General features: G+C 72.1%; 11 protein-coding genes. 5 read left to right on the forward strand and 6 right to left on the reverse strand.

The window, feature by feature from the left end; translation table 11 throughout:
- Positions 1 to 13: 13 nt before the first annotated feature.
- A complete protein-coding gene (locus tag G6O54_RS13255; protein WP_165226020.1) occupies positions 14 to 223 on the reverse strand; it encodes a hypothetical protein in 210 nt (69 codons plus the stop codon).
- A gap of 167 nt (positions 224 to 390) precedes the next feature.
- Between G6O54_RS13255 and G6O54_RS13260 the strand changes: the two genes are divergently transcribed.
- Positions 391 to 942 carry a hypothetical protein gene (locus tag G6O54_RS13260; RefSeq protein ID WP_165226022.1) on the forward strand — a complete coding sequence of 184 codons (552 nt, stop codon included), beginning with the start codon at positions 391 to 393 and terminating at the stop codon, positions 940 to 942.
- 152 nt (positions 943 to 1,094) lie between these two features.
- On the opposite strand, the gene G6O54_RS13265 is transcribed toward G6O54_RS13260, so the two are convergent.
- Positions 1,095 to 1,724, reverse strand: a complete 630-nt coding sequence (locus G6O54_RS13265; RefSeq protein WP_165226024.1) for a Uma2 family endonuclease — start codon at positions 1,722 to 1,724, stop codon at positions 1,095 to 1,097.
- Between the two features lie 38 nt (positions 1,725 to 1,762).
- Complete coding sequence (locus tag G6O54_RS13270; protein WP_165226026.1) at positions 1,763 to 2,023, reverse strand: hypothetical protein; 261 nt, start codon at positions 2,021 to 2,023, stop codon at positions 1,763 to 1,765.
- A gap of 148 nt (positions 2,024 to 2,171) precedes the next feature.
- Here G6O54_RS13270 and G6O54_RS13275 point away from each other — a divergent pair, with 148 nt between their 5' ends.
- The gene (locus G6O54_RS13275; protein WP_165226028.1) at positions 2,172 to 3,440 is read left to right on the forward strand and encodes a molybdopterin-dependent oxidoreductase; all 1,269 of its coding nucleotides are present in this window, start codon (positions 2,172 to 2,174) and stop codon (positions 3,438 to 3,440) included.
- A 28-nt stretch (positions 3,441 to 3,468) separates the two neighbouring features.
- Here G6O54_RS13275 and G6O54_RS13280 read toward each other — a convergent pair whose 3' ends face one another.
- The 3 genes from G6O54_RS13280 to G6O54_RS13290 form a co-directional block, all read right to left on the reverse strand.
- Positions 3,469 to 6,402 carry an NHL repeat-containing protein gene (locus G6O54_RS13280; protein WP_165226030.1) on the reverse strand — a complete coding sequence of 978 codons (2,934 nt, stop codon included), beginning with the start codon at positions 6,400 to 6,402 and terminating at the stop codon, positions 3,469 to 3,471.
- A 343-nt stretch (positions 6,403 to 6,745) separates the two neighbouring features.
- Positions 6,746 to 9,103 carry a M56 family metallopeptidase gene (locus G6O54_RS13285; RefSeq protein WP_165226032.1) on the reverse strand — a complete coding sequence of 786 codons (2,358 nt, stop codon included), beginning with the start codon at positions 9,101 to 9,103 and terminating at the stop codon, positions 6,746 to 6,748.
- Positions 9,104 to 9,115: 12 nt separating this feature from the next.
- The gene (locus G6O54_RS13290) at positions 9,116 to 9,520 is read right to left on the reverse strand and encodes a BlaI/MecI/CopY family transcriptional regulator (RefSeq protein ID WP_165226034.1); all 405 of its coding nucleotides are present in this window, start codon (positions 9,518 to 9,520) and stop codon (positions 9,116 to 9,118) included.
- Between the two features lie 210 nt (positions 9,521 to 9,730).
- Between G6O54_RS13290 and G6O54_RS13295 the strand changes: the two genes are divergently transcribed.
- From G6O54_RS13295 to G6O54_RS13305, 3 genes are all read left to right on the forward strand, one after another.
- Positions 9,731 to 10,021: a metal-sensitive transcriptional regulator gene (locus G6O54_RS13295; RefSeq protein WP_165226036.1), complete on the forward strand. Its 291-nt coding sequence runs from the start codon at positions 9,731 to 9,733 to the stop codon at positions 10,019 to 10,021.
- A gap of 26 nt (positions 10,022 to 10,047) precedes the next feature.
- Positions 10,048 to 12,486: a heavy metal translocating P-type ATPase gene (locus G6O54_RS13300; protein WP_165226038.1), complete on the forward strand. Its 2,439-nt coding sequence runs from the start codon at positions 10,048 to 10,050 to the stop codon at positions 12,484 to 12,486.
- A gap of 282 nt (positions 12,487 to 12,768) precedes the next feature.
- Complete coding sequence (locus G6O54_RS13305; RefSeq protein ID WP_165226040.1) at positions 12,769 to 14,775, forward strand: glycosyltransferase family 39 protein; 2,007 nt, start codon at positions 12,769 to 12,771, stop codon at positions 14,773 to 14,775.
- Positions 14,776 to 14,780: the final 5 nt, after the last annotated feature.

Genomic DNA, 14,780 nt, shown 5'->3' on the forward strand with positions numbered 1-14,780 from the left:
GAGCTAGGGCCGCTTACTCCATCGCCAGCCGCGATGGACCGCGAGGCAGGTCGAAGCAGGCGATCACGTCCTTACCCTGCTGGGAGTAGGTCCCCGCATCGACTTGAAGCGGCTTCGCCACGGGGGTGAGGGCGACGGTCCTCGCCTCGGTCACGAGGCAGGTCGAATCGTCTTTTCTCCGTCGGTCGTCGGCGAGCAAGTCGGGATGAACCACGGATGGCACGGAAGTCGTCGCTGCCCGTTTCGGCTCGCATGTTGATGTCCGCGCCCGGAGCGGTGTGGAAAATGGGCGCCGATTCGATAGCGTGGAGTCGCCGATCATGTCGCCGGCGGCCGATCTGGAGATCGAGTCGCGATCATCCCTCAGGCTCCTCCGCAGGGTCTGCGACCATGCACTTCTGGAACAAGCTGTCCACCGCCGCATTGATGAGGTTGTCGGTCCTGGCATCGCTCAACGTGGTCATGCTTCGGATCGTCGGAGGATGGGACATCCTGCTTCATCCCTGGTTCTTCCTTTCGATGGTCACCCTGAATCTGGGCCTCTATTCGGTCATGGTCTATTCCGGAACGCTGAACAAGACATTGATCGGCATGATGTTGGGAGGGTCGATCGCGCTCCTCGGTACGCTGCTGTACACGGGGATCGATGCCTCGGCCTTCGCGTACGGGGGACCTTTCCGCAGGCTCGGTAGCTTCGTGATGGAATCGGTCGTCAATCCGCGGCTCCAGTCCCTCCCGAAGACCACTTATGCAGGTGGGCCGATCACCCTCCGATTCGACCAGGTCGCGCTCCTGGGCAATTCCCTGATCGATGCTCTCGGCCTGGTCGCGATCGTGGCGGGGGGGCTTGTCGGGAGATTCGCGCAGGCGAGATTCGCCGTCCGAGGTTCCCCGCAGGCGGCTCCCGAGGGAGGACCCCGGAGCCGGGTGCCGGGCCCATGAACCGGCCTGGATTCGGCGGCACTCTGCGAGGGGCGAGCCACTGGCAAGGTGCGAGCGTGGGATGCGGGGGGCCTCCGGGTTGGCTTGCCTGCCTCGGCCGGCGGGGAGGCCGGGTCGGGTCGCCCCGCTCCGCGGGCGAACATAGCGATTCGCTACCTGGGCCGTCGCCGCCGGCCGCTCGCTGGATTGGCCGGAGCGGCCGGAGGTATGAGGCCGGCGACGTCGAGCCGGACGATGACCGCCCCGTCCAGGGCCAGCTCGACGGACTCTCCGGGCCGGAGCGTCTTGCGCCTCGCCCGCGGCCGGTAGACCTCGAGGCAGCCATCGACCAGGTTGACGATCCAGTACAGGGGGATTCCCCCGCGAAGGTACGTCGCCGCGAGGGCCCGGTCATCGGCGAGCGAGGAGTCCGAGATCTCGACGATCAGGCCGACCTGGTCGGGCCGGGGCTGGGCCTCGAGGTAGTCGAGCGGGCCGCCGCGGACGATCGAGACGTCCGGTTCCGGCTCGCTGTCCCGGCCCGGGATCGCCACGGGGTCTTCGATCCGCATGAGCCAGCCCGGGGCGGCCCCGAGCGCCGCCGTCAGCACGTGCCGCACCAGGGCCGCCCCGGCGCAGTGCCTCGGTCCCTTCGACATCTTGCTGACGATCCTCCCCTCGATCAGCTCCACCCGGGCCCGCTCGTCGAGGATGCCGCGGGCGATCAGGCCTTCGTACTCGGCCACGGTCATGCGGCCGGACGGGGGCGGAGCCGTCGAAGCCCGTTTGGTCATCGTTGTCATGGCCATGCCTCCACTGCGCGGGTAACGAGCTGACGGGCTCAGGTGCAATGAGGTGCCTGTTCGGCGAATCCGATCCTGGAGGCGTCGTGGACGAGGGGGCGATCGAGCAGGCCGGGGACCGTCGCCCGGTCCGCCGCGGCAAGTCGCTCGATCCGGCCCGCATGGTTCCGGTTGACCCGGATTGCCAGGGATTTCGCGGCGGTCGTCACGGGTGCGGCCCTGGGCTTGCTCGTCTTCTTGCGGGCCATCGTCATCGCCCCGGGTAGGAGGACCTTCGTCGCACGGGATCGGGACGGCATGGCTCGCCCCGCGTACGCGACACCCGTCGGAAGTCTACGCCCGGCATGCGGGCAGTGGCAAGCCGGAACCGGAACGCCGTAGTTATGCCGTGCGTGTAGAGTAAAGAGATTGAGCGCGGCCGCGATTCCCAGGAGGAGAGCCGATCCGATGAGAGACCCTTCGCGTCGTGATACGTTTCGGATTGCGGCCGGGCTTGCCGCGGGGACCGTCGCGGGGGCCATCCCCGATTTATCGGCGGCGGCCGCGGACGCGCGGGCGGACGAGGCTCGGCGACGATATCTCACGCCGGGGGATGAGTTCGGCGACGTCAGCCGCGGGGACCCGGTGCCGCATTCGCTCCGGGGCGAGGCGCTCGTGAAGGCCCGGCTCACGCCCGAGGCCTGGCGGCTCGAGGTGGTCGCGGAGGGGAAGGCGAAGGTCCCCTCGCCGCGGCGGATCGACGACGGGACGGCCGTGGACCTGGCCACGCTCGCGAAGCTCGGCGAGGCGAAGGGCGTCCTCTTCCTCAAGGCGATGCAGTGCACCAACATCGCCTACCCGCTGGGCCAGGGGCTCTGGGAGGGCGTGCCGCTCCGCGAGGTCCTCCGCCTGGCCGGGCCGATGAAGGAGGTCCGGCGCGTCGCCTACTGGGGCTTCCACAACGACGACCCGAAGCAGTTGTTCCGCTCGTCGCTGGCGATCAACCAGGTCCTCGACACCCCACCCGGAGAGCTCCCCCCGCTGGTCGCCTACAGGCTCAACGGCGGTCCGATCCCCCTGGAACGCGGCGGCCCCGTCCGGATGATCGTCCCGTGGGCCCACGGCTTCAAGTCGATCAAGTGGCTCCGGCACGTCGTCCTCACCAACGACTATCGGGCCAACGACACCTACGCCCTGGAGGACAACGACCCCGAATCCTACCTCAAGACGGCCGCCTACATCGACGACGACGAGCGCGAGGCGACCTTCGCGACCGGCACGCCGGCCATCATCCGCGGCACGGCGATGGTCGGCTGGCCCGGCCTCGACCGCGTCGAATGCTGGCTCCGGCCGATACCCGAGCCGGCGCCCGCACGGGCCGCGGAGCTGAAGGACGACGATCCTGCGTGGGCAACCGCGACGTGGAAGGCCTGCCGCATGGACCCGCCGCCCTCCGACCTCGCGGCCGAGCTGCCCGCGGGCGTCGACCCCGCCCGGATCTGGGGATTTGGCCGCGACGGCCGGCCGCGCGAGTGGCCGATGAGGTATAGCCTCGCGCCGTGGTCCGTCACCCTCGAGGGCCTGAAGCCCGGGACCTATGAGCTGCGGGCGCGGGCCGTCGACCGCAACGGCTTCGCCCAGCCCGAGCCCCGGCCCTTCGCGCAGCGATCGGGCATGAACGGGATCCAGGCCAGGCGAATCCGGATCGGCGACGGCCCGCCGCGAGCGGGCCGCTGAGCCGCGATCCCGACGTTCGCGGCGCGGCTCAGGGCGTGTCCAGGAGCGAGCCCAGGGCCTCGTCGAGGAGCGACAGCCTGGAAGCGGCACGCCTGAGCGACTGGTCGACGCGCGGGCAGGTCGCGGAGGCGGTGATCGGCGACGAGGTGCCGAGCCCGCCGCGGGATGACGTCTGGGGTGCGACGATCGGTGTCGCGGGGGTCGTGGAGGGGGGGAGTGCCTGGCTGAGGACGGTCATCGCTGACCGCAACAGGCCACCCCAGGGGAAGAGGCTCGGGCGGTCGCCGAGGAAGCGTACCACGCCGAAGTCGGAGCCGGTGTAGGGGTTGGGCAGGGCCGAGTACGAGGCCACGATCTTGCCTCCGGGCGCGAGGGCGAGCGAGACGTCGCTGAAGTTCTGGGGCGGGGCGTTCACCAGCGAGGTGACCACCACGCCGGCCGTGCCGAAGCTGGGGGCGAGCGCCCCTTGCGAGTTCAGCCGGGCCAGGGCGACCGTGCTGGGGCTCGACGTGTAGTTCGGGGCGTAGCCAAGGTTGAATGCGGAGCCCCCCACGACGATCTTGCCGTCGGGCTGGACGACCACGGCATTCGCATAGGCGTAGTCCGGGCCGCCGAGGTCGGTGGCGGGCATCACCAGGACCTGCGTCACGCCGGCCGTGCCGAAGGCCGGATCGAGGACGCCGGCCGTGGTGAATCGCGCGACCTCGAATACGGTCGCGTAATAGGTGTCGCCGATCTGGGTCGCGGTTCCGGCCGCGATGATCCCCGATCCGGGCTGGAACGCCAGGCTGGTGATGCCGTTCATGCCGGGCAGCGTCGCCACGCCGGCCGTGCCGAAGGCCGGGTCCAGGGTGCCGTCGGCCTTGAAGCGGACGAGCATGCCTTCGGCCTGGTAGTTCGCGTCCACGGTCGAGCCTCCGAGCACGATCTTGCCGTCGGGCTGGATCACGACCGAGCTCGCCACGTCGTACGGGGACGAGGACGCCAGGGCGATCCCGCCGGCGCCGAAGGTCGGGTCGAGGGCCCCCCGCGAGGTCACCCTGACGGCCGCGACGCTCGAGCCGTACGAGCTGGCCGTCCCCGACACGACGATCTTACCGTCCGCCTGGATCGCCACGCCCGAGGCGGTGTCGTCGGAGTCGCCCAGGTCGATCGTCAGCAGCCCGCCCGTGCCGAACGAGCGGTCGAGCGAGCCGTCGATGTTGTAGCGGGCGATCGCGAATTTCCGGGTGGTCGTGTAGGTGCTCGTGTCCAGGGATTCGGTCGTGCCGACGACCACGATCTTGCCGTCGCGCTGGACGGCCATCGCGGAGGCGGTATCGTTGTCCCCGCCGAAGCTGGTGATCACGCGGCCGCCCTGGCCGAAGAACGGGTTGAGCCAGCCGTTGGGCAGGTACTCGGTCAGGCCGAACGAGCCGCCGCCGTAGGGCGAGGCGCCGGTCGAGGTGGTCCCGGCCACGAGTACGAGGCCACCGGGCAGCGTCGCCACGTCCGAGGCCGTGTCCTTTCGCGAGCCCGTGAATGTGGCGGTGTTCCGGCCGCCGGAGGCATAATGCGTGTCGAGGCCCCCCCGCGCGTCGAACCGGGCGACCTCGATGGCCGTGGCAACGGGCGAGAGGGGCGACGGAACGGGTGTGTACCCCACGAGCAGGATCTTGCCGTCGGGTTGGAGGGCCGCAACCTTGGCGCGATCCTGGGCGACGGGCGGGCTGGTGATCGAGACGCCGCCGGTCCCGAACGAGGCGTCGGCCGCGCCGGTGGTCCCGGAGTAACGGGCCAGGACGAAGCCGGTGTTCGTGGACGTCGTCCCGCTGCTGTTCCAGCCGACCGCCAGGATCTTGCCGTCGGGCTGGAGGGCCAGGTCGGTCAGGCGGGACGTCGTGGGCAGGACCGTCGTGACGACGCTCGCCGTGCCGAACGAGGCGTCGGGCGTGCCGTCGACGTTCAGCCGCTGGAGCGAGAAATTCCAGGAGATCGTCTCGCCGAGCACGACCTTGCCGTCGGCCTGGACGACCACCGGCGCGTCGCCGGGAAAGGCGAAAAATCCCGCGGAGCGGCCGAAGTAGATGCCGTCCGAGGCGAACCCGGTGTCGAGCTGGCCGGCCGTCGTGAACCGGGCCGCGGTGTAGTACCAGGAACTGCCCTCGTCGGACGTCGTCGTCCCCGCGACCACGATCTTCCCGTCCGGAGCCAGGGCGAGATCGTAAGCGTAGCTGTAGTTGAAGCTATAGCTGTACGGGCCCGAGGGTGCGGCGACGGCGTGGCCGCCGGTCCCGAAGCCGGCGTCGAGGCTGCCGTCGGCGTTGAACCGGGCGACCCCGAACGCGTAGTCGATGCCGAAGTCGTACGGGTTGCCCGAGGTCGTCCCCGAGACCACGATCTTGCCGTCGGGCTGGACTGCGATGGCGCTCGGCGTGTCGTCGGTGGGCAGGACCGTCGAGCCGAGGGCGTAGCCGATGTTGGTCGCGGCGATGCCGTGGTCGCCGAAGGTCGTGTCGAGCCGGCCGCCCGGCGTGTAGCGGGCCACGGCGAAGTCGTTGACCGCCCAGTCGGGCGAGTACGGCGGGCGGCTCAGCGGGCCGGTGACGAGGATGTCGCCGGAGGCGTCGAGCGCCACGCTGGGCCTGACGCCGATGAGGACCTGGCGGCCGACGATCGGCGTGACGATCCGCCCCCCCTGCCCGAACGTGGGGTCGAGGGCCCCGCCGCGGGTGTACCGCATCAGCACGGTCGTGAAGTCGCCGTCGGCGTCGCTCACGAGGCCGGCGACGACGAGCCGGCCGGACGAGTCCACCACGCCGCCGGTCCCCTGCGCCGTGGCCGGGACCAGCGGGAAATCGGTCGTCACGGACCCGCCCGAGCCGAAGGTCGGGTCGAGCGATCCGGCGCTCAGCAGCGCGCGTCGTTCGAGCGGCTCGAGCCGCGGCCGGCGGTCACGGCCCCGCCCTCGATTCCTTCGCATGCAGTGACGATCGCGCGTTCCGGGCCGTGTCAGGGACGAACTCATGGGCGTTGCTCCGGGGATGGGAATGAGTGAGGACACGTGATGGATGCGGGAATTCGGCGCGCACGGGGGGCGCAGGCGGCGGCGGGCCGGCCTTGGCGCGGATTTGCCGTCCGGCTCGATCGCAGCGCGCACCGCGATCCGGCGGCGCGCGTGGGCCCGTCAGGCGGACATCATGGCGGCCTCGCCGGGCCGGGTCGCCCAGGGCGGATGCCGCGTTCGCGGGGGGCCGGGACGCCGGCCCCCGCCGTCATCGATCAGGGCCTGCACGCTCCTTTCACATTGAACGTTGATGAAGTCATCACGACGGGACATGATTTGCTTGCAGCGCCCGGGGCCAGGCGATCGCCGGGACGGCCAGGAGCGACGCGAGGCCGACGATGAGGCCCGGGAGCCGGTCCGACTCGGGGGTCAGGAGGACGGCGCGGAAGGCGTTCGACGAGGGGCCGACCCACTCCGCCTGGCCGACGATCTGGCCGCGGTTGTTGATGGCGTGCGCCTTCAGGATGGTCAGGCCGGTATCCGCGGGGATGAGGTCGTTGAGGTCGTGCATGCCGCGGCCGTCGTGGAGGAAGGCGTGCCCCCCGACGTTCGGGCTCAGCTCCGAGTCGCCGACGACCTCGCCGCGATCGTTGATGTCGGTGGCGGTGCTCCGCTGCCCTCCAAGGGTCCCGAGGTCATCGCGGGCGGGATCCACGGGTCGGCCCGGCGGGGTCCGGAAGGCGTGGCTGACCACGCCGCTGTCCCCGTTGCCCACGATGCAGGAGCCGACGACCTGGCCGCGGCCGTTGATCGCGGCGGGCCAGCAATCACCCAGGTCGTCCGTGCGCAGGTCGACGGGCCGGCCGGGTCGCGACCGGAAGGCATGGGACCGGCCGTCGGGACCGAGGGTCCGGCCGATGACCTGGCCGCGGGCGTTGATGGCGCCCGGGAAGACCTGCTTGCTCCCCAATCGCGGGAACCGGGAGCCGGTGTCGCCGAAGTCGTCACGGCTCGGGTCGATGGGCCGGCCGGGCTCGGTGCGGAAGCCCGACGTGCATTCGCGGTTGTCGATGACGACCCCCACGACCTCGCCGGCGTCATTGATGGCCTGGGCGTGCGTGCACGCGGCCTCCCAGGTGTTGTAGTCCTCGGCGGGCTGGAAGTTCCGTAACAAGCTCAGGCGCCTGGGATCCAGCTCCTCGATGGGCGGGAAGCTCCGCTCGTCGAGCGTGCCGAGGGGCGTGACCCTGTCTCCGAGGACCCTGTACGAGGCCCGGCGAGCCCCCACGGTCCCCCCCAGGCCGAGCTGTGACGGCCAGTACGTCGCATCCACCATGTTCCGGGTGGTCGCCCAGACGAGGACCTCGCCGCGGTTGTTGATCGCCCGGGCGATGGACTGGAGGCTGGGCACCGGGAGCAAATCGGTGGCCGGGTCGATCGGGCGATTGGGCCGGGTACGGAACGCCTGCGGCAGCTCGTCGGTGAGGGTCTCGGACTGGCCGACGACCTCGCCGCGGTCGTTGATGTCGTTGGCCTTCGTGAAGGCCCCGCCCAGGCTGCCAAGATCCATCACCCGGTATCGCCGCGGGGCCAGGTCCCCGGGGATGGAAAGGGGCAGGATCACGCCGGCGACGCCGAGGAGTCCCGCGGCGCCGCGGCGGGAGAGGCCCGGGGCGGTCGTCCCCTTCATGATCCCGACGAGGCGGCTCTTCAGGAGCGAGGCGTCCCCCAGCCCGATGCCCAGGACGAGCCGCCGCGCGGGGGCCTCGGCGAGGAAGTCCATCGTGTCCAGGAGCGTCCGGGCGTACTTCCGCCGCGAGCCGGGGAGGGCCCGCAGGACCAGGGCGTCGCAGCACTGCTCCTCCGCCTCGCGGAGCGAGCGGCGGGCCCACCAGGCGACCGGGAACCACCAGTAGAGGACCGTCACGATCATCTCGAGCGGGCGGATCCAGTGGTCGCGGCGGCGGAGGTGGGCGAGCTCGTGCGTGACCAGCGAGGCCCGCTGGTCCTCGTCCAGTCGGCTCCAGAGCTCCTCCGGGATGATCAGCCCCGGCCGCCCGGCGAGCCCCCAGACCGCCGGCGAGAGCCGGCCGGGGACGAGCCAGGCGCGCGGGGCCCGGGCCAGGCCCAGCGACGCGGCGATGGCGTCGGTCAGGCCCTGCACGTCCGACGGCGCCGGCGCGTGCGAGCCCAGCCAGCGCCGGATCCGGGCGAACTGGATCAGGTAGCCGGCGCCCCAGAGGATCGAGCCCGCCGACCAGGCCGACAGCAGGGCCGGCATCCACTCGGCGAGGCCATCGGCCGCGGCGTCCCGCGGCGGGCTCGCCGCCGCCGCCGGCGCGGGGGCCTGCCCCGGGGACGAGGCCGCCGCGACCGCCCCGGGCCCGGTCGACGCTCCGGCGGGCCGGGCGGGGACGGCCCGGGGGCCGATCTCGCCGGCGGACGTGGCTGGCGGGCGGGCCGTCGACCGAGACGGCCAGGGCAGCGTCAGGTCGATCGGCACGATCGGCGGGGTGACGAGCTTCACCAGGAGCAGGAGCCAGAGCCGGTGCCCGAGCGCCGGCCGCCTCGCGAACCGGTCGACCAGCGCCACGATCGGGGCCAGCGCGGAGACCAGCACGGCGTTGTCGAACGCCGCGCGGAGCAGGCCGTCGGCGTCGGTGCCCATCTCGAACATGATGGCCCCCCGTCAGGATTCCTCGCCGCGGGTCTCTTCATCCTCGAGCTGCCGGAGCAACTGGTGGAGCGCCTTGCGGTCGCCGGGGCGGAGCCGACGGGGGTTCACCAGGTGGCTGAGCATCGCGGAGAGCGAGCCGCCGCAGAGGTCGTCCGCCACGTCCCGGAGCCGACGCCGGACCAGCGCCTCGCGGTCGACCGTCGCCGCGATCACCTGCACCGGTCCGGTCCGGTCGCGGCCGATGCACCCCTTGGCCTCCAGCCGCTCCAGCAGCTTCTGGAGGGTCGCGTGCGCCGAGGCGCCCCCGGCCGGATAGAGCCGGTCGATCAGCCGGCGGACGGTGACCCCGCCCTCCTCCCAGAGGACCTCCAGGACCGCCAGCTCGGCCTCCGTGACGTCTCGCCCGCCCCGCTTCATCCCGACCGGCTCCCCGGACCTCGTCGCCCCCTGGCCACGCTAGACAGGTTGTCTACAGGAGGATTGTAGACAGGCTGTCTAGCGCCCGCAAGGGGTCGCCGGGAAATCCGCGGGGAGGCGCCGCCCCGGGGCCCTTGACCAATACCCCGTGGGGGTATATGATCGGGGCGATGGTGGATACTCCACGGGGGTATAATGGGGGCGAGGACGATGGCCCGCGAGGTGGACCGGAAGGTGAGGGCCCGGGTGAACCGGATCGCCGGGCAGGTGGCGGGGATCCAGAGGATGGTGGAGGAGGATCGGTACTGCGTGGAGGTCCTCAACCAGATCGCCGCCACGCGGTCGGCGCTGGACGCCCTGGGCGTGGAGCTGCTGACCAGGCACCTGGAGTCGTGCGTCCTGGGCCACGGGTCGGGGGCGGAGCACTCGCGGGCGAAGCCCATGAGTCGGGAGCAGCTCGTGGACGAGGTCCGGACGGTCCTCTCGCGGTTCCTGCGGTGAGGGCCAGGTGAGGAGGAGGGCGAACGATGCATGGGCACCAGGCGGGACATCACGAGTCGGCCGGCACACCAGCCCGCGAGATCGACCCGGTCTGCGGGATGACCGTCGATCCGAAGCAGGCCGCGGGGCGGGCCGAGCATGCGGGGCGGTCCTATTTCTTCTGCAGCGAGGGCTGTCGGAAGAAGTTCGTCGCCGAGCCGTCGGCCTACCTGGACGAGCACGGCGAGGCGAAGCCCCGCGCGATGGCCGGGCACGAGGCGAGCGGCGGCCCCGTCGTGCTGACGACCATCGGCCTGCCGGGCTCGGGAGATGCCGCGGCGGCCGTGACGGTGGCTCCGCCGGCGGCCTCGGGCGGGAAGGTGCTCTACACGTGCCCGATGGACCCGCAGATCATCCGCGACCGGCCGGGCCCCTGCCCCATCTGCGGCATGGCGCTGGAGCCGATGACGCCGACGCTCGAGGAGGACACCTCCGAGCTTGACGACATGACCCGGCGGTTCCGCGCCTCCCTGGCGCTCACGCTGCCGCTGCTGGCCCTGGCGATGGGCGAGATGGTGCCGGCGGTCCGCGGCCTGATCCCGGCGGGGGCCTCGGCCTGGATCCAGCTCGCGCTGGCGACCCCCGTGGTGCTCTGGGGGGGCTGGCCGTTCTTCGCCCGCGGCTGGGCGTCGCTCGTGAACAGGCATTTCAACATGTTCACGCTGATCGCGCTCGGGACGGGGACGGCGTACGCCTACAGCGTGCTCGCCACCCTCTTCCCTGGGCTGATCCCGGACTCGTTCCGCGGGCATGGCGGCGCGGTGCCGGTCTACTTCGAGGCGGCGGCGACCATCGTCACGCTGGTGCTCCTGGGGCAGATGCTGGAGCTCCGGGCTCGGGGGCGGACGTCGGGCGCCATCAGGGCGCTGCTCGGGCTGGCGCCGAAGACGGCCCGGGTGATCCGCGGGGACGGGACGGAGTCGGACGTCCCGCTCGGCGACGTGAAGGTCGGCGACCGCCTGCGGGTCCGGCCCGGCGAGAGGGTGCCGGTTGACGGCGTCGTGCTCGAGGGCCGGGGCGGCGTCGACGAGTCGATGGTCACCGGCGAGTCGCTGCCGGTCGAGAAGGTCGCCGGCATGTCGTTGATCGGCGGCACCGTCAACGGCACGGGCGGCCTGGTGATGCGCGCGGAGAAGGTCGGGGGCGAGACCATGCTGGCGCGGATCGTCCAGCTCGTCGGCCAGGCGCAGCGGAGCCGGGCGCCGATCCAGCGGCTGGCGGACGTCGCGTCATCGTACTTCGTCCCGGCGGTGGTGGCGGTCGCGCTGGCGACCTTCGCCGCCTGGGCGACGCTCGGCCCGGAGCCGAGGCTGGCCCATGCCCTGCTCGCCTCCGTGGCCGTGCTGATCATCGCCTGCCCGTGCGCCCTGGGCCTGGCGACGCCGATGTCGATCATGGTCGGGATTGGCCGCGGGGCCCAGGAGGGGATCCTCATCAAGGACGCCGAGGCGCTGGAGGTCCTGGGCAAGGTGGATACGGTCGTCGTCGACAAGACGGGGACCCTGACCGAGGGGAAGCCGGCGCTGGTGACGGTCGAGGCGATCTCGGACCAGGATGAGTCCGATCTCCTGCGGCTGGCCGCCGGGCTGGAGCGGGCGAGCGAGCATCCGCTGGCCGACGCCGTGGTGAAGGGCGCGGAGGCCCGCGGGCTGGTCCCGGCGGAGGCCGGCTCGTTCGAGTCGCGGACCGGGCTGGGCGTGGTGGGGACGGCGGGAGGGCGGAAGGTCGCGATCGGGAACGCGGCGTTGATGCGGGCGCTCGGCGTCGAGCCGGGCTCGCTCGAAGCTCGCGCGGAGTCGCTCAGGGGCGATGGTCAGACGGTGGTCCTCGTCGCGATCGACGGCCGCGCGGCGGGCCTGCTCGGGATCGCCGACCCGATCAAGGCGACGACGCCGGAGGCGGTCTCGCTGCTGCATGGGGAGGGCCTTCGCGTCGTCATGCTCACGGGCGATGCGGAGGCCACGGCGCGGGCCGTGGCCCGGACGCTCGGCCTGGATGAGGTCCGGGCGAACGTCCTCCCCGACCGCAAGGCGGAGGTCATCCGCGACATGCAGGCCCAAGGTCGGAAGGTCGCGATGGCCGGCGACGGCGTCAACGACGCCCCGGCCCTGGCGCAGGCCGATGCGGGGATCGCCATGGGGACCGGCACCGACGTCGCGATGGAGAGCGCCGGGGTCACCCTGGTCAAGGGCGACCTTCGGGGGATCGTCCGGGCCATCCGCCTGAGCCGGGCGACGCTCGGGAACATTCGCCAGAACCTGATGTTCGCCTTTCTCTACAACATCCTCGGCGTGCCGATCGCGGCGGGGCTCCTCTATCCGTTCACCGGGCTCTTGCTCAGCCCGATGCTGGCGAGCGCCGCGATGACGATGAGCTCCCTGTGCGTCGTCACCAACGCCCTGCGGCTCCGCCGCGCGGAACTGTAAAGATCGCCGGCTTCGTCCGGCGACCGGGGCGATTTGGTTGTGGCCGTCGGGGTGATCCCGCCGATAAAGGGGGGAGAGCAATTCCACTTTCCTGCCTGCGGCCGGCGATGGATCCGCGCATGCGCGAGGGCATCGGCCGGGAGGAGATGCGGGGGGCGATCTCGCTTTGCCCGCCGGGCCTGATATGGTAAGGTCCGCCACGTAGGCAAGTCGAAGCAGGCGCCGGCCGGCCGAGTTCGAATCGAGGCGGCGGCGAGAGCCATGACGAGAACGGCGGCGACCATGGATGCGGGTCTGTCGCGACGATCGCGGAGGCTGGGCGGCGAGGCTCCGGGTGGGGCCGGCGCCGCGGTTGCCCCCGCCGCGCGCCGTGAGGAGGCGCCCAGGCCGCTGATCCGGCCGGCGCCGCGGTCGGCGGTCTTCTTCCCGCTGGTCGTCCTGGTGGCGATCCTGCCGGGGCTGGTGGCCCTGAATTCCTGGGACCTGACCCCGCCGGGGCCGCTCTGGGGGCTGCGGGCGCTCGCGGTCCTGGACGACGGGCTGGTCGTGGACCAGGTCCCCGCGGCCGACGCGATCGGCCCGGTGGGCGAGGCCGCCGCGTTCCGCGCGGTGTCGTATCAGCCCCCGCTCTACGCCTGGCTGGCGGCGGTCGGCATGGGCCTCAGCTCGGACCACGACCCGATGGGGAGCGTCCTGCCCAGTTACGTCGCCGGGGCCTTGGTGGTGATGCTCGTGTACCTCCACGGCCGGCTCTGGCGGGGGGGCGGCGTGGGCTTCGCCGCGGCGCTCCTGCTGGGCTTCAACCCCAACCTGCTGCTCCGGATGCAGCAGGCCACGCCGACGACGCTCGCGGTCGCCGCCACGACGGCCGCGCTGCTCTGCTACGGCTGGCACCTCCGCGCGCGGCGGGACCTGATCCGGTCGAGCCTCTGGACCCGTCCCTCGGTCTGGGCCGTCGCCGAGGGGTCGTGCCTGGGCCTTGCGCTCCTGACCCTGGACGCGTTCGCGCTCGTGGTCGTGCCGATCGCGGCGCTGCATGCGGTCTATATCGGGGCCGATCGGTCGCGGAACCCGTCGACCCGGCTCCGGCCGCGGCCGCGCGGGCTGGCCGCTCCTCGCCGCGTGCCCTGGCCGCGGCGGCTGGCGAGGCGCCTGGGCGCGGGCACGGTGGATGCGCTCCTCGTGGCCGGGATGGCCGCCCTGCTGGCGGTGCCCTGGCAGGTCCTGATGTTCCGCTCGCACGGTTGGGAGGCGCTCTCCGGGCTCGCCTTCCCGTCGTGGGGGGGCGGCTCGTCGCTGCTGGCCCGGCTCTTCGAGCTGGCGCCGGTGACGCTGCCGCTGGGCGTCTACGGGGCGGCGCGGGCGTTTCGCCTGGGGCTGCTCGACGACGAGAACACGCCGGAGACGGTCGGCGGCGCCTTCTGGTTCCTCTGGCTTTGCGTCGCCGGCCTCCTGCCGGCGGTCTGGCCGGCCGGCCCCCACGGGACGATGGAGCTGTTCCTGCTGGTGCCGCTGAGCCTGCTGGCGGCCTCGACGATCGCGGATCTGGTCAACCGCCGGATCCCGGTCCGTGCCCTGATCGCCCTGGCGCCGGCGACCGCCTTCTCCGTCCTCTGGTGGGCGAGCGTGGACCTTCGCGGGGCCGTGGACGACCTGACGCACGGCCGGGCGACCGCCACGACGGCCCTGGGCGTGCACCTCGCCTTCGACCTGGCCGTGGCCTCAATCGTGCTGACGCGGAAGCTCGAGATCTGGAGCCGGCACAGGGACGTCCATCAGCGGATCGTGCTGGCCGTCTTCCTGCTGACGGTCCTTTTCATCACGGTGGGCACCGGCGTGCGGGAGGTCGTCTTCCGCCACAGCGAGACCCACGAGCTCCTGGCGCTCCGGACCATGATCCTGAGGCGGAACCGCGAACGCCCGTTCGAGACCCTTTCTGTCGTCCGGTCCGACCTCGGCGCCGCGACGCCCGCCGCCGCGGGGATGAATCCCGACCTGGCGGCGATCGACGGGAGCTCCGCGGCGCCGGCGACCGACGCGGCCTTCACGGGGGGCTGGCTCCGGTTCATCCTTCGGACGGCGCTGCCGCACCTCGCGCAGCACGACCTGAAGACCGTGGACGAGCTGCTCGTCGAGCCCGACGGCCAGCGGCTGATCATCTTCACCGGCGCCGGGGAGCGTCCGTCCTACCCGGTCAAGTCCAAGCTCCGTCTCGAGGCCATCCACCCCGGCCGCACCGGCATCCTGGACGCCTACGCCACCGCGAGCGAGCGATCCGCCCGGAGGTGAGGCCG

Origin of the sequence: Aquisphaera insulae, assembly GCF_011064615.1 — a bacterium.
Lineage (GTDB): Bacteria > Planctomycetota > Planctomycetia > Isosphaerales > Isosphaeraceae > Aquisphaera > Aquisphaera insulae.